Consider the following 21,883-nt stretch of genomic DNA (forward strand, 5'->3'; position numbering starts at 1 on the left):
CTGCCAGTTTCCCGAGATTTGATCTTGCCACCCCGATCACAGCGGCAGAAACGCCATTCTGGTAGGTTGACTTAAAGCAGATCGCAGGTGAGATCATAGGATAATGCGTTGGTTAATCCTTACTCTTGGACTTTGCTACCTGTCGACAAGTGCGACAGCACAGGATCGTGCGGCGATCGAGGCTCAGTTTCAGTCATGGCTGAAACACACGGTCTGGGCGCGGGCGAAATCCGAGGGTGTTTCAAAACGCACGATGAACAGGGCCTTCAACGGCGTAACGCTGAACTGGAAACTCCCAGACCTGGTTCCTCCGGGTACGGCAACAGCGGTTCCCAAGGAACAAAAGCAGGCCGAGTTTGGATCACCCGGACGCTATTTCAACGCTGGTTCGGTTCAGGGGGCCACTTCTGTCGGACGCAAGATGGCCCGGCGCTATAACACGACACTGAAACAGGTAGAATCCGATACCGGTGTACCAGCGCGCGTCATTCTGGCGATCTGGGGCCGCGAAAGCGGATATGGGCAAGTGGCTATCCGGCATAATGCGTTTCAGGTTCTGGGCACCAAAGGTTTCATGAGCACCCGCTCAGAATATTTCACGTCAGAGCTTATCGCCGCGCTCAAGATTGCCGATGCTGGCCACATACCGCCGGATCAAATGAAAAGCAGTTGGGCCGGTGCGCTTGGGCAACCGCAGTTCATGCCATCGAACTACCTGACTTATGCGGCCGATGGAAATGGCGACGGGCGCGCGGATATCTGGACCTCGGCCGAAGACACAATTTCATCGATCGGAAACTACCTCGACCAACATGGCTGGGTCTCGGGTCGTGATTGGGGGTTCGAAGTAACTGTCCCGTCTTCGGTTTCCTGCACCCTTGAAGGGCCGGATCAAGGCCGTCCTATTCGCGACTGGGCCGGGTTGGGGATCACCCGTGTATCTGGCAAGCCGTTTCCAAAACAAGAAATGCAGGGGCAAGGGTTTTTGATGATGCCCGCCGGGCGCAATGGCCCGGCCTTCATTGTCACCCCCAATTTTTATGTCCTGAAGGAATACAACAAAAGCGATCTCTACGCCCTGTTCGTCGGCCATGTTGGGGATAGGATAGAATATGGCGTCCAGGATTTCCGCGGCCGGTGGGACAAAGTCGGCGGTCTTTACCGATCGGATATAGCAGCCATGCAGCGCGCATTGGAACAGATGGGCCATGACGTCGGCGGCGCTGACGGCCTTCCGGGCTTTCGAACACGCCGCTCTATCGGGCGCTGGCAAGAGGCCACCAATCAGTCCGCCACATGCTTTCCTCAGACCCATATGGTCCGGGCACTGACCCAATAGCGATTCGCGCCAATTTTTGGAAAGCCGCAAAAGCGGACCTTGCGTCAACGCTCAACCGCTTACTCAAGAGCTTCACAAAAATGTCAAGAAACCATCGCGTATCATTATAATATTTCCGTTCTCCCGTGGAATTTTTTAGATTTCGGCCGCACCTGGCCATTTTGCACGCAAAGGCTTTAACCTTTTTTGAAATAGTGCCACGTTCTGCATCAGTGAAAGGCGACTTTCGCAACTACGTTTCCGACAGCAAACCGAAAGACTGCGACGCGGTGTTCATTGCGATCTGAAAAAGCAAAATTCGAACAAGTCCCGGTCTATCTGAGTCGGACAATCATGGTGGTCAGCGACCATCCTGAACGGATGTGCGTACCTTGCCACCACACAAATGGGAGTAGAAAGATATGAACAAATACATTCGGACATCTCTGGCGGGGCTACTGACCTCGACCATGATCACCGGCGCTGCATTTGCCGCCGGCACCCATCCCGAAACCGGCGAGGCGCTGGCGGATGATCAAACCTTCACCTATCGCGTTCTGGATGAGCACAGTTCGGTTGACCCGCAGGTTGTTGAAGACGTTACCGGTGCGGAAATTGTCCGCGACCTGTTCGAAGGCCTGATGAACCAAGACGAAGACGGCAATTTGGTGCCCGGTGTCGCAACCGGCTATACCACAAACGATACCAAGGACGTTTACACATTTACACTGCGTGATAACGCCAAATGGTCCAATGGTGATCCGGTCACGGCAGGCGATTTCGTCTTTGCATGGAAACGTGCCGTCGATCCCGCTCTGTCCTCGCCTTATGCGTGGTTCATGGAGCTGATGTCGATCGAAAATGCGGCCGAAATCATTGCTGGTGAGAAGCCGGTGGACGAACTGGGCGTAACCGCCATCGACGACCACACACTTGAGGTCAAGCTGAGCGCAGCACTGCCTTATTTCGCGCAAATGACCACCCATTCCACCACCTTCCCTGCCCCGCAGAAGGTGATCGAAGAGTTTGGCGACGCCTGGACTAAGCCGGAAAACATCGTCTCGAACGGCGCCTATGTTCTGACCGAACACCTGCCACAGGAACGCTCGGTCCGTGAGCGCAACGAGATGTATTGGGATAACGACAATACGATTGTCGAAAAAGTCGTGGCCCTTGTCATCAACGACGAAAACGTAGCCCTGACCCGTTACCTCGCAGGCGAGCTGGACCGCACTGAAGTACCTGCTGGTCAGTTCCCGCGCCTACAGAAAGAGCACCCCGAAGAGGCCATCAGCTTCCCACGCCTGTGCAACTATTACTATACATTCAACCTGTCTGACAGCGGACCGGAAGAATTCAAGAACCCAAATGTACGTCAAGCCCTGTCTCTTGCAGTTGACCGCGACATCATCACCAAGAACGTCAAAGCCGGTGGTGAGCCGCCCGCATATACGTTCGCACCCGAAGCAACCGCTGGGTTCACCGTCCCTGAAGTCGAAATGGCTTCGATGACGCAAGCCGAGCGTGACGAGCTGGCCAAGGAGCTGCTGGCCGAGGCCGGATTTGGCCCCGACAACCCGCTGAGCTTTGACATGGTCTACAACACATCAGAGGCCCATAAGAAAGTCGCAGTGGCACTGAGCCAGATGTGGAAACAGAAACTGGGCGTACAGGTCGAGTTGGCCAATATGGAATGGAAAGTGTTCCTGGAAGAGCGCGGCAACCAGAACTTCGATCTGGCCCGTGGCGCCTGGTGTGGCGACTATAACGAAGCCTCGACCTTCCTGGACCTGTTGCAATCGGATTCCGGCTATAACGACGGCAAGTACAACAACTCCAAAGTTGACGAATTGCTGACCCAGGCCAAGACAGCAGATGACGCAGCACCACTGTATACCGAGGTTGAGCGGATCATTGCACAAGAGACTCCGGTTATCCCGATCTATCACTATGCTGGCGTCTACATGATGGACAGCGATGTAGGCAACTGGCCGGTCAAGAACGTAGAGCAGAACTGGTACTCCAAGAACCTCTACAAGATCGCCGAATAACCTTCCTTAGACCAAGCTTTGCCCCGAAGATCACCCCGGGGCAAAGCCAATAATGGGGGCATGAAATGCTTGCCTATATCATCCGGCGATTGCTGATCGCCGTTCCAACGATCCTGTTGCTGATCGTTGCCTGTTTTTTTCTGATGCACTACGCGCCCGGCGGGCCGTTTACCTCGGAACGGCCATTGCCGCCGCAGGTACTGGCCAATATTGAGGCGCGCTATGGTCTGGACCAGCCGCTGTGGAAACAGCTTTGGGACTATCTGTACAACATTGTCGTGCATTTCGATTTCGGCCCGTCCTTCAAGTTCAAGGACCGGGACGTCAATGATATCATTTCGCAAGGCTTCCCGATCTCGCTGACTTATGGGTCATTGTCATTCCTGCTGGCAAGTGTCGTAGGTATTGGCCTTGGGATCGCCGCAGCCATCCGACACAATAGCTGGATCGACTATTTTGCCGTAGGTCTGGGGATCGCTGCGCAGGCTCTGCCGAACTTCATCATGGGGCCGATCCTGATCCTGACTTTCACTTTGTGGTTGGGATGGTTGCCGGGTGGTGGCTGGAACGGCGGTCAGTGGCAATACCTGATCATGCCTGTCATCGCTTTGGCCACATCCTATATGGGGTCGATCGCGCGGATTACCCGTTCGTCGATGCTGGAAGTTCTGAACTCGAACTTCATCCGCACGGCCCGGGCCAAGGGTTTGCCTACCAGGACCGTAATCTGGCGCCATGCGTTGAAGCCCACGCTGCTGCCGGTGGTGTCCTATCTGGGGCCGGTCTTTGTCTATGTTCTGACCGGATCAGTTTTCGTCGACATCTATTTCTCGACCGGCGGTCTCGGGCAGGCCTATGTCGGCTCGGCCCTGTCGCGCGATTATGCAGTGCTGCTGGGGGTCACCATCCTCTACGGCACGCTGACTGTCATCGTGAACCTGCTGACCGATCTGGCTTATGCCTGGTTCGATCCGAAAATCCGGTACTGAGGGGCACAAAATGCTAGGAAAATCACAAAAAGCCGCCCATCTGGCCGAGGATATCACCGATTTCACGGCCGTTCAGGGGCGTTCCCTCTGGCAGGATGCGCGGATGCGGTTTGTCCGCAACAAAGCCGCAATGGCGAGTGTATTCATCTTGCTGATGATCGTTCTGTTCACAATCTTCGGCCCATATTTCGCCGTTTGGAGCAATGAGGAAATCGACTGGAACGTGATGGGTGACATCCGTGGCATGGGAATGCCGTCGATCGAGACCGGGCACTTCTTTGGCGTCGACGATCTGGGGCGCGACCTTTACAGCCGGGTCATTCAGGCCACAACAACATCGTTGTTGGTGGGGCTAGTCGGGGCGGCCACCGCGTTGATTGTTGGCACCTGCTATGGCATCGCCGCCGGGTATATTGGCGGGCGCCTTGACGGCGCGATGATGCGGTTCGTCGATATCCTTCTGGCCATTCCGACAACTCTGATCATCATTCTGTTGCTTGTAGTGGCCGGTCGGTCGTTCTTTACCCTGTTCATCGCATTGGGCGCGGTTGGCTGGCTAACCATGTCACGGATCGTCAGAGGGCAGACTCTGGCCCTGAAAAACCGCGAATTCATCGAGGCCGCGCGTGCCGCCGGTGTCAGCGAATTCACCATCATGTATCGCCATATCCTGCCCAACCTGCTGGGCGTGGTAATCGTCTATGCTTCGCTTCTGGTGCCCGAGATGATCCTGACCGAAAGCTTTATCTCGTTCCTCGGACTTGGCATCTCGGAGCCCTATACCTCGCTAGGCCGTCTGATCGCTGAAGGGGCAGGCACAATGGGGTACGGAACCCTCTGGCAGCTGATGTTCCCTCTGACATTCTATGTCGCCATTATCATCACGATGTTCTTCATCGGCGATGGGCTGCGTGACGCTCTGGACCCAAAGGATCGCTGATATGAGCCTGTTCTCTGTTAAGGACCTAAGCGTCCAGTTCGACACCCCCGATGGTGTGGTCGAGGCCGTCAAAGGCATCAGCTTTGACATTAATCCGGGCGAATGCCTTGGTATTGTGGGCGAAAGCGGGTCCGGTAAAAGCCAGACTTTCATGGCCGCGATGGGGCTGTTGCCTTCAGCGGGTCGTGCAATCGGTTCGGCCACACTGAATGGCAAGGAAATCCTGAATCTGCCGATCAACAAGCTGAACCAGATCCGGGGCGATGACGTCGGCATGATCTTTCAGGATCCGCTGACCGCCCTGACCCCGCATCTGCGGGTCGGGCAGCAAATGCGTGAGGTTCTGCAGGTTCACGAAGGGTTGCAGGGTTCGGCCGCTCGGGCGCGCTGTCTGGAGTGGTTGGACCGGGTCCGCATCCCAGAGGCAAACCGTCGTCTGGATCAATACCCGCACGAATTGTCGGGGGGCATGCGACAGCGTGTCATGATCGCCATGTCGATGTTGTGCAGCCCAAAGCTGCTGATCGCCGATGAACCGACCACGGCGCTGGATGTGACGGTCCAGGCCGACATTCTGGACTTGATGGTGCACCTGCAAAAAGACGAAGGCACTGCCATTGCGCTGATCACGCATGACATGGGCGTGGTGGCACGGATGTGTGACCGCATTCAGGTCATGCGTCTGGGTCAGTTTGTTGAGGCCGGGGACACGCGCGAGATCTTCCGCGCGCCGCAGCATGAATACACCCGCACCCTGCTTGAAGCGATGCCGCGCATTGATGCCGGTGACGCGCCAAAAGCACTGGAAGAAACCGACGCACCTTTGCTTAGGGTCGATGACGTGAAAGTGCATTTCCCGATCCACGTGTCGGGCGGGTTGTTCGGGCGCAAGGTACCGCTGAAAGCTGTGGACGGCGTCAGCTTTGACATCCGTAAGGGCGAGACGCTGGGCGTTGTGGGTGAATCCGGCTGTGGCAAATCCACACTGGCGCGGGCGGTTCTGCAGCTGATCGAACCCAGCGGTGGCAATGTCAGCTGGTTGGGCCATCCGATTGTCGGGCTAAAGCGGGCCGAGCTGAACAAGTACCGCAAGGACCTGCAGATTGTGTTCCAGGATCCGCTGGCCAGCCTCGATCCGCGAATGACCATCTCGGCCTCTATCGCCGAACCGCTGAAAACCTATCGCCCGGATCTGACAGAGCGTGAGCGCAAGAAAATGGTCGGCGAAATGATGGAGCGGGTCGGCCTGCAGGCCAACATGATCAACCGCTATCCGCACGAGCTGTCCGGTGGGCAGAACCAGCGGGTCGGGATCGCGCGGGCGATGATCAACAAGCCCAAGCTGATCATTTGTGACGAGGCGGTCTCGGCTCTGGACGTGTCGATCCAGGCCCAGATCGTAGAGCTTTTGAAAGAGCTGCAGCAGGAATTCGGGCTGTCGATGATTTTCATCAGCCACGACCTGTCCGTGGTACGGACAGTGTCAAACCGGATCATGGTACTGTATCTGGGGCGCATCGTCGAATTGGGAGATGGAGAGGTGATCTGTTCGCAGCCTCTACACCCCTATACCAAATCGCTGATCTCGGCGGTCCCGATCCCCGATCCGGATGTGGAACGGCAACGCCAGCGCCTCAAATTGCCGGGCGAGCTGCCTTCGCCGATGGACCCGAAAGCGGCGCTCAGGTTCTTGCCCAGCCGGCTATCGGCCGGTCAGAACGATTATGTTCCACAGCTCAACGAGGTCGCACCAAACCATTTCGTGGCCGAGCATGACCCGCTTGAGACAATACTGGCGAACACATAAATCCCCTGTCCCCGAGGCCGCATGAACAGCCTCGGGGACAGGTTCGGCTTTGCACGACTTCATGACGATTCTTGGCGTATTCTTGCCAATGAATGGACGAAGGGCCGGATTGTACAACAAAACACCGGTAAATGACGGGTTTCAAAGGCATCAAACGGCGGTTCGTTTTGACTTCCCCTACCCCCGGTGGCACCTTCCTGTCAGATTTTAGACTGCGGCCGCGATGTCATTGATTGTTCTGACTGCGCAGCCTAATAGGAAACCCCGGCCTGCCCTACGCGGTCGGGCAAGAATTGAATTTGAGAGGTAACATGGTACGCAAGGTCACCAAGGCGATTTTCCCCGTTGCGGGATTGGGCACGCGTTTTCTCCCAGCGACAAAATCCGTCCCCAAAGAGATCATGACACTGGTTGACCGTCCTTTGGTTCAATACGCAATCGACGAAGCCCGTGCCGCAGGTATTACCGAATTCATCTTTGTAACTTCGCGTGGCAAATCTGCGCTGGAAGATTACTTTGATCACAACCTCGTTCTGGAACAAGAGCTCAAGGCCAAGGGCAAGGATGACCTGCTTGAGGCGCTGAATGCAACGAATATGGAAAGCGGCGCCATCGCCTATATCCGTCAGCACAAGGCGCTTGGGCTGGGCCATGCGGTCTGGTGCGCCCGCCGGCTGATCGGCGACGAGCCATTTGCCGTCATGCTGCCTGATGACGTCATTGCTGCTGATAAACCCTGTCTGCAGCAGATGGTCGAAGCCTATGCGGAAACCGGTGGCAACATGGTCGCAACGATGGAAGTGCCAAACGAAAAAACCAGTTCCTATGGCGTTCTGGATGTAGGCGAAAACGTCGGCTCAGTGGTTCGCGCCAGAGGAATGGTTGAAAAGCCCAAGCCGGAAGAAGCCCCCTCGAACCTGGCCGTTATCGGTCGGTATATTCTGGGGCCGTCAGTGCTGTACAATCTCAACCAAAAGAAAACGGGCAGTGGCGGTGAGATTCAGCTGACCGATGCAATCGCAGAAGACATCTGTAACGGTGTGCCCGTGTTTGGCTATAAATTCGACGGCCAGCGATTTGATTGCGGCTCGAAAGCCGGGTTCCTCCAGGCAACTGTTGCCTTTGCGCTGGCCCGTAGCGATCTGCGTGATGACCTGAGCCAATATCTGAACGAGATAGTCGCCGCCGGGAAGGCCGCTCAATAGCGCCCGCAACCTTCAGCATGTCGTTTCTAAAGTGACAAAGTCCAAGAACCTTCGAGGCAAGCCGCAATGACCACCATCCATCCCATCATACTCTGCGGAGGGTCCGGCACCCGACTGTGGCCCCTGTCGCGCAAAAGTTACCCCAAGCAGTTCGTCCCTCTGATCGGTGATTCAAGCCTGCTTCAGGATTGTGCTGAACGAATGCAGGGACCCAAGGACGCGCCTTATGCCAAGCCGCTGATCCTTACCAATGATGCATTCCGTTTTGTGGTTCCGGAACAACTGGGCGCGATTGGCATAGATCCTGGCCCCATTCTGATCGAACCCGAAGGGCGCAACACAGCACCGGCGGTTCTGGCCGCCGCGTTGTATCTGGCCGCCAGCAACCCGGATGCGATCATGCTTGTCGCCCCATCGGACCATGTCATCCCGGACAAAGCTGCGTTTCATCAGGCAGTTACCGAAGGCGCGCGCGCGATTTCGGATCGTGGGGATCTCGTCACTTTCGGGATCACTCCGGACCGGCCGGAAACCGGCTATGGATATCTCAAGCTCAGCCATGCCCCAGATACGGGCAACACCGCCATTGCGCTGGACCGTTTTGTCGAAAAGCCTGATCTGCCGAATGCCCAAGCCATGATCGCCGATGGCAGCTATCTTTGGAATTCGGGGATATTTCTGTTCGCGGTCAAAGACATAATCGCTGCATTCAAAGAACATGCGTCCGCACTGCTGGACCCGGTCGGCAAGGCCGTCCGTGAGGCAAAGACCGACCTCGGGTTTCTGCGCCTCGACCCCCAAGCCTGGGGCGCTGTCGAGGATATCTCGATCGACTATGCGGTCATGGAGAAAGCCCGCAATCTGAGCGTCGTGCCCTATGCGTCGGGCTGGTCGGATGTCGGCAGCTGGTCGGCAGTTCAAGAGCTGAGCAATCCAGACGCCGATGGGGTTGCCACCACGGGCCAGGTTACCACCATTGACTGCCGGAACGTATTGGTGCGTTCAGAAACCCCCACGCAAGAAGTTGTTGCGATGGGTCTGGAAAACATGATTGCGGTCGCCATGCCCGATGCGGTTTTGGTGGCCAGCATGGACAAGGCTCAGGACGTCAAACAGGCGGTTGCGGCCCTGAAGGCCAAAGGCGCCAAACAAGCGGAATCGCTGCCGGTCGATCATCGCCCTTGGGGCTGGTTCGAAAGCCTGGTCATCGGGGATCGGTTCCAGGTCAAACGCATACACGTTCACCCCGGCGCCTCACTAAGCCTGCAATCCCATCACCACCGGTCTGAACACTGGATCGTTGTACAGGGCACGGCAAAAGTTACGATCGACGAAGATGTGCGCCTGATCTCTGAAAACCAGTCTGTCTACATCCCGCTCGGTGCCGTTCATCGGATGGAGAATCCGGGCAAGGTGCCGATGGTTCTGATCGAGGTCCAGACCGGGTCTTATCTGGGTGAGGACGACATCATCCGGTACGAGGATGTGTACGCCCGCAGCTAACCCTTCACGGTGATTGGTAAACTTAAGGGCAGCTTCGGCTGCCCTTTTTCGTTGAATCCTGACCTTTGGCTACGCCCCATGGAATCCTCCAAACGTTAGCAAATGATTATTCGAACGTTCGGTCAGATCAGACCGGATTCATCCTGGGCACGGCAATGTGGCGCGCAATGCAATAGTCGGACCGACAGCTACAGGAGGACGCCGCCCGTGTCACAAAACTCACCCAGATTGGATTTACCTTTCCTGCAACCTTCGCAGGCCCAGAAACACGTCACCCATAACGAGGCGCTGCGTGCTCTGGACCTGATTGTCCAGCTGAGCGTAGCGTCGACAAACGCCTCGGTCCCGCCTGCGGTGCCGGAACAGGGCGAGATTCACGCGCTTGGCGCCAACCCTACCGGGGATTGGGCCGCGCAGCCGGGCGCCCTTGCGGCCTGGTTGGATGACGCTTGGCATTTTGTGACCCCGGGAATCGGCTGGCGGGCCTGGGATGAACAGGCCAACCGGTTGAAGATCTGGGATGGCGCAGACTGGTCCGAGCCTCAGGTCGCAACCCAGAACCTGGACGGTGTCGGTATCGCAACAGGGTATGACAGCACCAATCGGCTTTCGATCCGGTCGCCTGCGACGTTGCTCAGCCATGACGGGGCGGGTCACCAGTTGAAGATCAACAAGGCAGCGGCCGGGGATACCGCCTCGCTTTTGTTCCAGTCAAACTGGGTTGGCCATGCGGAAATGGGATTGTCTGGCAATACCGGTTTTTCCATCAAAGTCTCGGCTGATGGCGGATCCTGGACCGAGGCGCTGAGCTTTGACCCCGCCACCGGAATAGCCTCAGGCTCTGCCATTCAAAACGATGCCGAAGACATCACCGCAGGTCGTCTGATGCGGGCCGACTATGGCTACTGCCCCGGAAACCTGCTGGGCTCTGTGTCAGAAACCGCCGGGGTGCCAACCGGCGCGGTCGTCGAACGCGGATCAACCGCCAATGGCGAATATGTTCGGTTTGCGGATGGTACACAAATCTGCACGGGCGTTCTGACGGCCACCGATTGCGTGAACGCCGAAGGATCGCTGTATTCCAGCGCCGAGACCACCTGGAGCTTTCCCGCAGCCTTTGCGTCCGGAACCTCACCCTCGGTCGGTGGCAGTGGCGGCGCGACAAGCCGGTTTATAGGTTTGGGCGCGGCCACTGAAACACAAGTGCCCTTTAAGGTTCTATCGGCATCCTCGGACACAAGCAGCCTGTCCCCAACGGTAATCGCAACCGGTCGCTGGTTCTGAGCTTTAGACCGTCCGGAGCTATGCCCAGGCGGTCATTTGGCGCGCAAATCGGTGTCTGCCTGCTCCAGGAACCACGCATAGGTCTCGCGGATACCATCTTCGAGTCCAACGCGTGCGCGCCACCCCATATCTGCCAGTCGGGACACATCCATCAACTTGCGCAGTGTCCCGTCAGGCTTGCTGACATCCTGAGTGATCTTACCCTTGAATCCGGTTGTTCCGGCCACCAGGGCCGCCAGCTCAGCGATTGAGATATCTTCGCCGCATCCCACATTGATATGGCTCAGCATCGGCTGGGTATTCGCGTCGTAGATATCGCGCGGTAAGTCGAGCACAAACAAGGACGCCTCGGCCATATCATCGACATGCAAAAACTCGCGTCGCGGTTTTCCTGTGCCCCAGATCACCACCTCTTCCAGCCCATCGCGCTGTGCCTCGTGGAATCTGCGGATCAGGGCCGGCAGGACATGGCTGTTTTCGGGGTGAAAATTGTCTCCGGGTCCGTAAAGATTGGTTGGCATGACTGACCGGTAATCGACACCATGTTGGCGATTATAGCTTTCGCACAGCTTGATCCCGGCGATCTTTGCAACGGCATAGGGTTCGTTGGTGGGTTCCAGCACGCCGGTCAGCAAAGCGTCTTCACGCATGGGCTGAGGGACAGCCCGTGGGTAAATGCACGAACTGCCCAACTGCAGCAAATGCTTTACCCCCGCTGCAAAAGCCTGATGGATCACGTTGCATTCAATCATCAGGTTTTCGTAAATGAAATCTGCGGGGTACGTGTTATTTGCGTGAATCCCACCAACCTTGGCCGCGGCTAGGATCACCATATCCGGACGCTCAGTCTGCATAAAATCACGCACGGCGGATTGGTCGGTCAGATCCAGTTCGGAATGTCTGCGCGTGATCAACTCCAGCGCTTCGCCTGCGTCCTTGCGGTTTTGCAAACGACGCAGGATTGCGCCGCCAACCATACCACGATGCCCGGCAACATAGATCTTACGCATGAGGGCCTCCTCAGCCGTTTTCCAGGCTCATTGGCAGCTCAAACCCGTGCTCTTTCAAAAGCGCGTGACGTTTGGCCGTCTTCAGGTCTTCGGTCACCATCTCAGCGCACATTTCCTGCACGGTCAGTTCTGGTACCCAACCCAGTTTGTTCTTGGCGTTTGAGGGATCGCCCAGAAGGGTCTCGACCTCGGCCGGGCGAAAATATTGCGGGTCTATCCGCATCACGACGTCACCGGGTTTCAATCCCGGGGCTTTGTCCCCCTCGATCGAGACGACAGTCGCGGTTTCGTCAACGCCTGACCCGGTGAATTCCAGTGATACGCCAAGCTCGGCTGCCGACCATTCAATGAACTGACGTACCGAATACTGAACCCCGGTCGCAATCACGAAATCCTCAGGATTGTCCTGCTGCAGCATCAGCCATTGCATCCGCACATAGTCCTTCGCGTGGCCCCAATCCCGCAGACTGTCGATATTGCCCATGTACAGGCAGCTTTCCAGCCCTTGCGCAATATTTGCCAAACCGCGTGTGATCTTGCGGGTAACAAAAGTTTCGCCCCGGCGCGGGCTTTCGTGGTTAAACAGGATCCCGTTACAGGCATACATGCCATAGGCCTCACGGTAATTGACCGTGATCCAGTAAGAATAAAGTTTGGCAACCGCATAAGGTGACCGTGGGTGGAACGGGGTGGTTTCGCGTTGCGGGGTCTCTTGCACCAGACCGTAGAGTTCCGAGGTCGAGGCCTGATAGAAGCGTGTCTTTTTCTCGAGCCCGAGAAAACGTATCGCTTCCAGCAAACGCAAAGTACCAATGGCATCCACATCCGCAGTGTATTCCGGGGATTCAAAACTGACGGCCACATGGGACTGTGCGCCAAGGTTATAGACCTCGTCCGGTTGTACTTCGCGAATGATTCGCGTCAGGTTAGACGTATCGCTCAGATCACCATAGTGCAGGTGCAGTTTGGGATTGGGAACGTGTGGGTCTTGATAGATGTGGTCGATGCGTTGCGTGTTGAATGAGGACGCGCGGCGCTTAATACCGTGAACTTCATAACCTTTTTCCAACAAAAACTCGGCCAGATACGATCCGTCTTGTCCGGTAATCCCGGTGATTAATGCCGTTTTTGTCATAGTTCCGCCCTACGAAAACAAATGTGTATGATTGCCGACCCAAAAACAGCAAGAATCCCCGGAATGCAACCCAAGCACGCTGACAGGCATTGAAACCGGCGGAACTTTCTTCGAATGTGTGCGCGCCAAAGGCGGTATTTGTTAAGAAGGGTATTTTAGTATGCGTATTGCGATGATCGGAACCGGCTATGTAGGTTTGGTGTCCGGGGTATGTTTTTCCGATTTCGGCCATGATGTCATTTGCGTCGACAAGGCCGAACAGAAAATTGAGATGCTGCAGGCTGGCGAAGTCCCGATATATGAGCCCGGGCTTGACGTCCTGATGGCCAAAAACGTAGCCGCTGGTCGGCTCAGCTTTTCCACGGACCTGGCCGCAGCAGTGGATGGAGCGGATGCTGTTTTTATTGCCGTGGGCACGCCCACACGTCGCGGGGACGGTCACGCCGATCTGACTTATGTGATGGCCGCCGCAGAAGAAATTGCGCATGCGATTACGGGCTACACTGTGGTGGTAACCAAATCGACCGTTCCAGTTGGCACCAATCGCAAGGTGCATCAGGTCATTTCTGCCGCCAACCCGAAGGCCGAATTCGACGTCGCCTCGAACCCTGAATTCCTGCGCGAAGGGGCCGCCATTGATGATTTCATGCGCCCGGATCGTGTGGTTGTCGGCGTTGAATCAGACCGCGCCGCCGATGTCATGGCGGAAATATACCGCCCGCTTTACCTGCGGGACTTCCCGATCCTGACCACCGATCTGGAAAGCGCAGAGATGATCAAATACGCCGCTAACGCGTTTCTTGCGACCAAGATCACCTTTATAAATGAGATCGCAGGCCTGTGCGAACGTGTTGGCGGCGACGTGAAAGAGGTCGCCCGAGGCATCGGTCTGGATGGGCGCATTGGCAATAAATTCCTACATGCAGGTCCGGGATATGGCGGATCGTGCTTTCCAAAAGACACCGCCGCTCTGGCCCGGATCGGTCAGGAACATGCCCACCCGATGCAGATCACCGAAACCGTCATCCGGGTGAATGACGAGGTCAAGAAACGGATGATCCAGAAAATCCGAGATGTCTGCGACGACAGTTTCAATGGAAAAACGATCGCTGTTCTGGGCGTGACCTTCAAACCCAATACCGACGATATGCGTGATGCGCCCTCGTTAACTATCGTGCCTGCACTGATCGGTGGTGGGGCAACGGTGCGGGTTGTCGACCCTCAGGGGCGTTCCGAAGGTGAGGCCCTGCTGCCCGGCGTCGAATGGTGCGAAGACCCCTATGCTGCTGCTGCAGATGCGGATGTCGTTGTGCTGTTGACCGAATGGAACGAGTTCCGTGCGCTCAATCTGAGCGACCTAGCTGGCACGATGAAATCCCCCCGAATGGTCGATCTGCGCAATATCTATTCCGAACCCGCCGTCAAGAAATCCGGCTTCGATAGTTACGTCGGTATTGGGCGCTGATCTTCGGATCAAGTTTGGATGGCCGATTCAAAACAACCGGCCATCCGTCATTCATTTTGTCAAAACGCCGCCAGATCCCTGAGGAACAGCGCGATACCCGGGAAGTAGATCAGCATAGCCGTCATCAGCGCCAGGATCGCGAAGAACGGCAAAGTGCCCCGGATCACCTCAAGATAAGGTCTGTTGAAAATCGCGATTGCGGTGAAGATATCGCAGCCAAACGGCGGTGTAGCTGATCCGATGGCCATCTGCAGCGTCACCATAACCCCGACAAGAACCGGATCAATCCCCGAGGCATCCACGATCGGAACGAAGATTGGCGTAAGGATGACAAGCACGACCAGCGAGTCGACGAACATACATCCCACGAAGAAGCACAGCGCGATGATGAACAGGATGTATTCCTGCGACGCGCCTTCCAGGTTCAGCGGCTCTAACAGGCCCTGTGGGATCTGTTCGAAGGAAATATACCAGGAGAACGCCTGACCGATCCCGACAAGGATGAACACAACCGCCGTAATCAATCCTGTGCTGAGAGCAGAATCCAAAACGTCGTTGAGTTTCAGTTCCCGATAAATCACGCATTCGACGATCAGCGCATAAAGCACCGAAAACGAGGCTGCTTCGGTCGGGGTCACTGCGCCGGTGTAGATACCGCCGACGATCAGGACCGGGAAACCAAGCGGCAGTATGGCCTTGCGAAACGCTGCGCGCCGCTCGGCCCCGGATTTCTTTGGCACCCGCGCGATCAGATCGCCCTGCAGGACACTGTAGAAATAGCAATAGACCGAAAACATCAGCGCCAGAACAACGCCCGGACCAATTCCTGCAATGAACAGCTCGCCCACGCTGGTATTGGCCAGCGTGCCATATAGGATCATCCCGATGCTTGGAGGGATAAGGAAGGCGATGTCGCTGGCATTGATGATCAACGCCATGACAAAACTGTCCTTGTAACCGGCCTTCAGCAGCTTTGGCCGCATGATCTGACCAATCGAAACCACGGTCGCCTGAGTCGAACCCGAAACCGAGCCGAACAATGTGCAACTGATGCAGGCCGTGATCGGCAATCCGGCCCGGCGGTGACCGACAAAGGCTTCGATCAACCCCAGCAGATTGTTGGCCGTATGACCTCTCGCCATGATATCGGCGGCGAATATGAACATCGGCACAGCGATCAGCGCGTTTGGCGAAATGCCAGTGACCATCTGCTGGATGATGACGCCAGTATCGCTTTGCGAGAAGTGAACAAGGCCAATCAGCGTGGCAACCGCTAGCGGAACAACCATCGGGTAGCTGAGGAACAGCAGAACCACCATCGCCACGACCAGAGCAAAGGTGATGACATAGATATCCAGCTCACCAGCTATGACATCGCCAAGGAAATCAAGGAATCCGGGCATCTCAGACTCCTACATCCACTGCGTCATTGTCCTCGACCTCGTACGAGTGCCAGATGCCGACATGAGTGACATTCATGATGAATGCGATCAGATATTGCAGGCTGGCCATAAACAGGCCGACCGGGATCACCGAGTAGATGATATAGACCGGAAACTGCAGCGCCGGGCTCAGACGGTTCAGCTCTTTGATCTCAAGCACGTAGAACACGGACTTATAGGCCAAAAAGGCCAGCAGCATGCTGGTCGTGATCGAAATCAGCGTCAGGATCACTTTCTTGGACCGGCGGGACAGCGTGTCATAAACCGCCGTCATCCGAATGTTCCGACCTTTCCGAACCGCATAGGCAAATCCAAAAAAGGTCACGCTGACAATCAGAAACTGGTTCAGCTCTTCCGAGAAGAACAGGCTTTTGCCAAAGGCGTAGCGGCCAATGGCGTTAGCGGTCGAATTCACCATCATCAACAATATGGCCAGAATGATAACGAATTTCTCGATGAACTCGGTGCCCCTACTCAGGGCGACCAATGCGCTTTTCATGATTTTCCCTCCCTCGGCCCGCCAGTCAGCGTTCCGTAAATGAAAGACGCGACGTCTGAATGAGACGCCGCACCTTTCAGTGATGTCAGCTTTTATTGCGACGCATTGCTCACCTCGTTAAGCAGGCCGTCGAGGATCTTCTGGGCTTGCGCGCGGGCCGCAGGTTTCTCGGCGTCGTCATAGGCGTTTTCGACCACATCGAAGAATGTTTCATGCAATGTGGCGCTTTGGGCTTCAAAGACAGCGCGCTCGTCCTCAGTCAAGACGATGACCTGCAGATCGGGGCGCTCTGCCTTGATCTTGTCCATGTTTTCCAGATTGATCTTGATCTGATAATCATGCGCAGCCTGCTCGCCCTCGGCGATGGCGTTCTTGACCATCTCTTGCTGATCCGCGGGCAGACCGTTGAACCATTCACTGTTGGTGGAAACGGTGCCGACGTAAGGAAGCTGGCCCGGGAAGATCAGGTAATCCTGAACCTCATGCCACTTGGCGTTGTAGATGAAATAGATCGGGTTCACCATGCCATCGACGGTCTTCAACTGCAGCGCGCCATAGACCTCGCCCCAGGACAAAGGAGTCGGGTTGGCGCCAAACGCCTTGAAGGTTTCCACCGGAATGGTCGAGGTGAAGGTACGGATCTTTTGACCTTCGAAATCAGCGGGGCTGCGGATCGCCTTGTTGGCACCCCAGGCCATGTCGCCTTCCGAGATCATAGTGAGCAGCTTGAGGTTCACCTTCTCGAATTTCTCGCTGAGGTCTTCATAGATGGTCGGGCTGGTGGTCAGAACTTCGCGGATCACGTCGATATCACCGCCCAGAACATAGGGCAGATCAAGAACCTGTGCCTCGGGCACATAAGATCCAAGATGACCGGTGCCAACAGATACGAACTGGACCGTACCCTTAGATGTCAGCTCGACAATATCGTTCTCGGTACCCAACTGACCATAGTAGTAGATGCGCACTTTGATGTCGCCATTGGACTGCTCTTTGACACTTTCGGCGAAGGCCTGTGCAAAGATATCCTGTACGTCGCCTTTGTCCTCTTCCGAGGCGAATTTCCAGGTGTCCGCAAAGGCAGCAGTCGACAGACCTGCCGCGAAAACCGCCGAGGTTATCAGCTTGCTAAAGATGGATGTCATTCTGTTAGTCCTTTCTTGCCCGCTCATGCGAGCCCTTCTGAGATGATGACAAGAGGACGTATTTCCTGCGTCCTCGCCTGTTGGTTGGTTCTCTTGCACAGGGCGCCGTAACCGGCCGCGCCTGACGGCGTGGTCGCGATTCCAAGTGCTGTGACAGCTTCTGCGGCTGCCTGGCCTTCTTCTTCGGAAAGGGTTTCGTAGCTCACGCCGCAGCGCTCGAGCACATCCCAGGCCACGATCGACGGTGCCTTGCAGTCAAGCCGACCCATATTCGAATCCGGCCCATCGCTGCGGGTGGCCCGTCCGGCCAAGTGACTGGCCCGCAAACAGGACGCAGCGCCGGGTTCGACAACAATCAGTTCAGGCTGTTCCGCCCAGTTCAGACGGATCATATGCGACATTGCGGCGGCCAATCCACCGACACCGGCCTGCAGATAGACATGCGTAGGCCACTGCCCCGAGGCTTCAAACTGCTGACGCAACTCTTCGGCGATGACGCAATAGCCCTCCATCACCAGTTTCGGAATCTCGGTGTAACCAGGCCAGGTTCCGTCGGCCAAAAGCGTGGCACCGGTGGTTTTGGCGTCAGCAATAGCGGCGGCGACGCTTTCGTCATAAACATCGCCCGAACGGACAACCTCGGCACCGAAGGTTCTAAGACGGTCGCCGAACCCTTGCGGTACGGTCTGCGCCAGATAAATTCGCGCCTTTGCGCCCATCGCCCGCGCCCCAGCCGCAACGCCCATTCCGTGGTTGCCTGCACTTGCGCAGACGAATGTGTGGCCAGATGCGAATTCTCGAAAATCGGCATCCTTCATCCGCGTGAAGGAGAGCGTTTCACCGGTATTCTCGTGCCATGCATCCTCGAGAAGGCGTGCAACCGCATAGGGTGCCCCCAAAGCTTTGAAGGCGCCAAGCCCCATACGCTCTGTCTCGTTCTTGGCCAGAATTCTCTGACCATCCGGCCCCGTGATTTCAATCAGCGGCGATACAGCATAGGTCTCTTGCCCCTGAAAAAACTCCTGCGCACGGACGAAATCCGGGGCGAAGCTTAGGTCGTCGGTCGCTGTCATGTATTTTTCATCCGCTTTTTCCATGTGCAGAGATTGTGCATGACCGACCTATTTCTATTTATCGTATTTGACCCTAATCTCGATAATATGTTTCAAACCTGCCTCTTCCATCGCGAGGATTTTTCATGAACCAACAACTTGATGATGCAGACACGATAATCCTCAGAACCCTGCAAAGGGATTGTCGAATCGGGCTGGAACAGCTGGCGCAAGAATGCAGTCTTTCAGTTCCCTCGGTGCAGCGGCGGCTCAAGCGGTTGCGAGATTCCGGGCTGATCTTGAAAGAGGTCGCGGTGCTCAACCCGTCGCGCTTTGACTATAAGATGACCTTCATCGTTCTGGTCGAACTTGACCGGGAATCGCTTCAGCAACTTGATCTGTTCCGCAAACGCGCCAGGAACGAGCCGCAAGTTCAGCAATGCTATTATGTGACCGGTGATGCCGATTTTGTTCTTATCTGCGTCGCGCAGGACATGGAGGATTTCGAGGACCTGACCCATCGCTTGTTTTTCGATAACTCGAACGTCCGCAGATTTCGCACATCCGTCGCGATGGACCGTACAAAGATTGGTCTGGAACTTCCGATCTGAACTTGGCGCTTTTGTGCAATTTTTTCTGCTTTAGGGCCGGAAATTTGATGCGAAACACGCAGCCCTATCCTGTAGAACCGATGCAACTCACACGCGGATGAAGAAATGAGCGATTTAGAAAACCGTATGATCGCGCTTCGGCGGGATTTGCACAGGCACCCGGAACTGGGCTTTCAAGAGACGCGAACCAAGTCGGTTGTCGCTGAACGGCTGCGCGCCCTTGGGATCGAAGTGCACGAAGGCGCAGGCGTTGTCGGTGTGCTTCGATCCGGCGGTGGCAACAAAGCCATTGGCCTGCGTGCTGACATGGATGCGCTTCCAATCACCGAAACCTCGTCCCATGACTATGTCTCTACCTCACCCGGTGTGATGCATGCTTGTGGCCACGATGGACATACAACCATGCTGCTTGGGGCGGCAGAGCGTCTGGCGAAAGAACCTACCTTTGACGGTACGGTTGTTTTTCTATTCCAGCCAAACGAAGAGCACGGCCTGGGCGCGCGCGCGATGATCGACGACGGTGTGCTAGAGCAATTTCCGGCCGAAGAAATCTATGCAATCCACAATTTGCCAGGCGCTCCAACCGGTCAGATTTCGACCCGCGCCGGTATTATCTGTAACAGTGAAACCCTGTTCGAGATCACGGTTAAAGGCCAGGGCGGTCATGCCTCGATGCCACAAACCGGCGTTGATGCAATTACCGTAGGGTCCGAGATTGTGGTGGCATTGCAGACCGTGGTGGCACGAAAGCTTGCGCCCGCCTCTGGCGCGGTAGTGTCCGTGACCGAATTCCTGACGGACGGCCAGCGAAACGTCTTGCCGGGCAACGCCACTCTCAAAGGAGATTTTCGCGCCAGATCGCCCGAAGACCGCAACGCCATCGAAGGTTTCATGCGCCAGATCACCGAAGGGATTGCGGCAGCACATGGCATTCAAGCATCGGTCAGCTTTGAGACGCAGTTCGTCGAGACCATCAACGCCCCCACCCCGGCCCTTGCGGTATATCGCGCAGCCGAAGCCGCCGGTTGTGACCTGATCAAGGATCGGCAGCCGATGAGTTTTTCAGAGGATTTCGCCCAGTTTTCGGCCGCCGTGCCAGGATGTTTCCTTTTGCTGGGCAATGGCGAGACCGGGCCACATGGCCAACCGCTTCATGCTTCTGACTATGATTTCAATGATGAACTGCTGCCGATCGGAGCTGAATTCTGGGTCCGATTGGTTCAGGACCGGTTGCCCCTGCGAAAGGATCAAAAGTCATGAACGCCCCACGACGTGGTTTTGACCAACAAGAATTCGCAACGCGTACCGCAGCGGCGCAGACAAAGATGGCCGAAACCGGTATGGCGGGCATATTGCTGACAACTGAACCGGATGTGCGCTATTTCAGCGGGTTCCACACGCTGTTTTGGCAAAGCCCGACCCGCCCATGGTTCCTGTTCATCCCGGCAACCGGCAAGCCCATCGCAATCATCCCTGAGATCGGCGCAGACCTTATGCGGCGAACCTGGGTCACAGATATCCGCACCTGGGGCGCACCTGCACCAAAGGATGACGGTATCGGGCTGTTGACCGATCTACTGGCGCCACATGCCAGCCGTGGTGAAACCGTTGGATTGATGAAGGGGCACGAAACCCATTTGCGGATGCCGCTTGGCGATTATGAGCGGCTGTTGGCGGGCCTGAACGGGCTAAAGATCACTGACGCAACCGAGATCGTTCGGGGCTTGCGAATGGTGAAATCCGAGGCCGAGATCGAAAAGCTCGCCTACATCTGCTCCATCGGGTCTCGGACGTTTGAGCAGGTGCCTGACTTCGCCCGCGAAGGACAGCCGCTTGAAGATGTGTTCCGCGCTTTCCGGCGCGAGGGGTTGGCGCAGGGGGCCGATGACGTCCCGTATTTGGTCGGCGGTGCGGATACGGGTGGCTATCACGACGTCATCTCGCCCCCGTCGCGCCGCCCGCTGGCGCGCGGCGATGTGCTGATGCTCGACACGGGGGCCAACTGGGACGGGTATTTTTGCGACTTCGATCGGAATTGGGCCATTGGCCGCGCCGATGACGCCTCACGCCGTGCATATGATGTTCTTTGGCGCGCGACTGAGGCCGGGATCGCCGCAGCTCGCCCCGGAGCGACTTGCCGAGAATTGTTTCAAGCGATGCAGAAGGTGATCGCTGAGCTCGACGATCAGGGTGGTGACGTCGGCAGGCTGGGTCATGGGCTTGGCATGCAGCTGACCGAATGGCCCTCGCACACCAGTTGGGATACAACTGAGATCACCGAAAATATGGTACTGACCCTTGAACCATCGCTTGGTTATGGAGACGGTCGGGTCATGGTGCACGAAGAGAACATCGTCATACGTGCAAGTGGGGCAGAGCTTATGACCAAACGCGCCGCGCCCGAACTACCAATCATCTGAGGCCAAT

General features: G+C 56.3%; 18 protein-coding genes. 12 read left to right on the forward strand and 6 right to left on the reverse strand.

Annotation, left to right across the window (positions count from 1 at the left end; translation table 11 throughout):
- The first annotated feature begins 103 nt into the window (after window positions 1-103).
- The 8 genes from AC2FJW_RS08805 (at window position 104) to AC2FJW_RS08840 (ending at window position 11,097) form a co-directional block, all read left to right on the forward strand.
- On the forward strand, window positions 104-1,339 hold the full coding sequence (locus tag AC2FJW_RS08805; RefSeq protein ID WP_496749863.1) for a lytic murein transglycosylase: 1,236 nt from the start codon (window positions 104-106) through the stop codon (window positions 1,337-1,339).
- Window positions 1,340-1,740: 401 nt separating this feature from the next.
- A complete protein-coding gene (locus AC2FJW_RS08810; RefSeq protein ID WP_142639830.1) occupies window positions 1,741-3,369 on the forward strand; it encodes a peptide ABC transporter substrate-binding protein in 1,629 nt (542 codons plus the stop codon).
- A 65-nt stretch (window positions 3,370-3,434) separates the two neighbouring features.
- Window positions 3,435-4,358: an oligopeptide ABC transporter permease OppB gene (gene oppB / locus AC2FJW_RS08815; protein ID WP_142639832.1), complete on the forward strand. Its 924-nt coding sequence runs from the start codon at window positions 3,435-3,437 to the stop codon at window positions 4,356-4,358.
- Window positions 4,359-4,368: 10 nt separating this feature from the next.
- Window positions 4,369-5,298 carry an ABC transporter permease subunit gene (locus AC2FJW_RS08820; protein ID WP_142639834.1) on the forward strand — a complete coding sequence of 310 codons (930 nt, stop codon included), beginning with the start codon at window positions 4,369-4,371 and terminating at the stop codon, window positions 5,296-5,298.
- A gap of 1 nt (window position 5,299) precedes the next feature.
- Window positions 5,300-7,105, forward strand: a complete 1,806-nt coding sequence (locus tag AC2FJW_RS08825) for an ABC transporter ATP-binding protein (RefSeq protein ID WP_281995134.1) — start codon at window positions 5,300-5,302, stop codon at window positions 7,103-7,105.
- A 311-nt stretch (window positions 7,106-7,416) separates the two neighbouring features.
- Window positions 7,417-8,310, forward strand: coding sequence for a UTP--glucose-1-phosphate uridylyltransferase GalU (gene galU, locus AC2FJW_RS08830; RefSeq protein ID WP_496749864.1), 894 nt, complete (start codon window positions 7,417-7,419; stop codon window positions 8,308-8,310).
- Between the two features lie 66 nt (window positions 8,311-8,376).
- Entirely contained in the window at window positions 8,377-9,813 is a 1,437-nt protein-coding gene (locus AC2FJW_RS08835; RefSeq protein ID WP_496749865.1) for a mannose-1-phosphate guanylyltransferase/mannose-6-phosphate isomerase, read from the forward strand.
- A 207-nt stretch (window positions 9,814-10,020) separates the two neighbouring features.
- A complete protein-coding gene (locus AC2FJW_RS08840; RefSeq protein ID WP_496698329.1) occupies window positions 10,021-11,097 on the forward strand; it encodes a DUF2793 domain-containing protein in 1,077 nt (358 codons plus the stop codon).
- 32 nt (window positions 11,098-11,129) lie between these two features.
- Here the strand turns inward: AC2FJW_RS08840 and fcl are convergent, their stop codons facing one another.
- Window positions 11,130-12,107, reverse strand: a complete 978-nt coding sequence (gene fcl, locus AC2FJW_RS08845; protein ID WP_496749866.1) for a GDP-L-fucose synthase — start codon at window positions 12,105-12,107, stop codon at window positions 11,130-11,132.
- A gap of 10 nt (window positions 12,108-12,117) precedes the next feature.
- The gene (gene gmd / locus AC2FJW_RS08850) at window positions 12,118-13,242 is read right to left on the reverse strand and encodes a GDP-mannose 4,6-dehydratase (protein ID WP_142639846.1); all 1,125 of its coding nucleotides are present in this window, start codon (window positions 13,240-13,242) and stop codon (window positions 12,118-12,120) included.
- 160 nt (window positions 13,243-13,402) lie between these two features.
- Between gmd and AC2FJW_RS08855 the strand changes: the two genes are divergently transcribed.
- Complete coding sequence (locus AC2FJW_RS08855) at window positions 13,403-14,707, forward strand: UDP-glucose dehydrogenase family protein (protein ID WP_496749867.1); 1,305 nt, start codon at window positions 13,403-13,405, stop codon at window positions 14,705-14,707.
- A 59-nt stretch (window positions 14,708-14,766) separates the two neighbouring features.
- On the opposite strand, the gene AC2FJW_RS08860 is transcribed toward AC2FJW_RS08855, so the two are convergent.
- The 4 genes from AC2FJW_RS08860 to AC2FJW_RS08875 all read right to left on the reverse strand — a co-directional run bounded on the left by AC2FJW_RS08860 (window position 14,767) and on the right by AC2FJW_RS08875 (window position 18,866).
- On the reverse strand, window positions 14,767-16,050 hold the full coding sequence (locus tag AC2FJW_RS08860; protein WP_416383921.1) for a TRAP transporter large permease: 1,284 nt from the start codon (window positions 16,048-16,050) through the stop codon (window positions 14,767-14,769).
- 61 nt (window positions 16,051-16,111) lie between these two features.
- A complete protein-coding gene (locus AC2FJW_RS08865; protein ID WP_271949035.1) occupies window positions 16,112-16,648 on the reverse strand; it encodes a TRAP transporter small permease in 537 nt (178 codons plus the stop codon).
- A gap of 92 nt (window positions 16,649-16,740) precedes the next feature.
- A complete protein-coding gene (locus AC2FJW_RS08870; RefSeq protein ID WP_496698322.1) occupies window positions 16,741-17,793 on the reverse strand; it encodes a TRAP transporter substrate-binding protein in 1,053 nt (350 codons plus the stop codon).
- A 23-nt stretch (window positions 17,794-17,816) separates the two neighbouring features.
- Window positions 17,817-18,866: a pyridoxal-phosphate dependent enzyme gene (locus AC2FJW_RS08875; protein WP_496749868.1), complete on the reverse strand. Its 1,050-nt coding sequence runs from the start codon at window positions 18,864-18,866 to the stop codon at window positions 17,817-17,819.
- Between the two features lie 125 nt (window positions 18,867-18,991).
- Here AC2FJW_RS08875 and AC2FJW_RS08880 point away from each other — a divergent pair, with 125 nt between their 5' ends.
- The 3 genes from AC2FJW_RS08880 to AC2FJW_RS08890 all read left to right on the forward strand — a co-directional run bounded on the left by AC2FJW_RS08880 (window position 18,992) and on the right by AC2FJW_RS08890 (window position 21,876).
- Window positions 18,992-19,456, forward strand: coding sequence for an Lrp/AsnC family transcriptional regulator (locus tag AC2FJW_RS08880; protein WP_271949042.1), 465 nt, complete (start codon window positions 18,992-18,994; stop codon window positions 19,454-19,456).
- A 105-nt stretch (window positions 19,457-19,561) separates the two neighbouring features.
- On the forward strand, window positions 19,562-20,716 hold the full coding sequence (locus tag AC2FJW_RS08885; protein WP_496749869.1) for an amidohydrolase: 1,155 nt from the start codon (window positions 19,562-19,564) through the stop codon (window positions 20,714-20,716).
- Window positions 20,713-21,876, forward strand: a complete 1,164-nt coding sequence (locus AC2FJW_RS08890; protein ID WP_496749870.1) for a M24 family metallopeptidase — start codon at window positions 20,713-20,715, stop codon at window positions 21,874-21,876. The genes AC2FJW_RS08885 and AC2FJW_RS08890 overlap by 4 nt, the downstream gene beginning before the upstream one ends.
- Window positions 21,877-21,883 lie beyond the last annotated feature (7 nt).

The organism is Ruegeria sp. CDSA020 (assembly GCF_059612345.1).

Excerpts from the sequence above, each read along its gene's own strand:
- AC2FJW_RS08805 (WP_496749863.1), top strand. The coding sequence starts at position 104 with ATGCGTTGGTTAATCCTTACTCTTGGACTTTGCTACCTGTCGACAAGT.
- AC2FJW_RS08810 (WP_142639830.1), top strand. The coding sequence starts at position 1,741 with ATGAACAAATACATTCGGACATCTCTGGCGGGGCTACTGACCTCGACC.
- oppB (WP_142639832.1), top strand. The coding sequence starts at position 3,435 with ATGCTTGCCTATATCATCCGGCGATTGCTGATCGCCGTTCCAACGATC.
- AC2FJW_RS08820 (WP_142639834.1), top strand. The coding sequence starts at position 4,369 with ATGCTAGGAAAATCACAAAAAGCCGCCCATCTGGCCGAGGATATCACC.
- AC2FJW_RS08825 (WP_281995134.1), top strand. The coding sequence starts at position 5,300 with ATGAGCCTGTTCTCTGTTAAGGACCTAAGCGTCCAGTTCGACACCCCC.
- galU (WP_496749864.1), top strand. The coding sequence starts at position 7,417 with ATGGTACGCAAGGTCACCAAGGCGATTTTCCCCGTTGCGGGATTGGGC.
- AC2FJW_RS08835 (WP_496749865.1), top strand. The coding sequence starts at position 8,377 with ATGACCACCATCCATCCCATCATACTCTGCGGAGGGTCCGGCACCCGA.
- fcl (WP_496749866.1), bottom strand. The coding sequence starts at position 12,107 with ATGCGTAAGATCTATGTTGCCGGGCATCGTGGTATGGTTGGCGGCGCA.
- gmd (WP_142639846.1), bottom strand. The coding sequence starts at position 13,242 with ATGACAAAAACGGCATTAATCACCGGGATTACCGGACAAGACGGATCG.
- AC2FJW_RS08855 (WP_496749867.1), top strand. The coding sequence starts at position 13,403 with ATGCGTATTGCGATGATCGGAACCGGCTATGTAGGTTTGGTGTCCGGG.
- AC2FJW_RS08865 (WP_271949035.1), bottom strand. The coding sequence starts at position 16,648 with ATGAAAAGCGCATTGGTCGCCCTGAGTAGGGGCACCGAGTTCATCGAG.
- AC2FJW_RS08870 (WP_496698322.1), bottom strand. The coding sequence starts at position 17,793 with ATGACATCCATCTTTAGCAAGCTGATAACCTCGGCGGTTTTCGCGGCA.
- AC2FJW_RS08875 (WP_496749868.1), bottom strand. The coding sequence starts at position 18,866 with ATGACAGCGACCGACGACCTAAGCTTCGCCCCGGATTTCGTCCGTGCG.
- AC2FJW_RS08880 (WP_271949042.1), top strand. The coding sequence starts at position 18,992 with ATGAACCAACAACTTGATGATGCAGACACGATAATCCTCAGAACCCTG.
- AC2FJW_RS08885 (WP_496749869.1), top strand. The coding sequence starts at position 19,562 with ATGAGCGATTTAGAAAACCGTATGATCGCGCTTCGGCGGGATTTGCAC.
- AC2FJW_RS08890 (WP_496749870.1), top strand. The coding sequence starts at position 20,713 with ATGAACGCCCCACGACGTGGTTTTGACCAACAAGAATTCGCAACGCGT.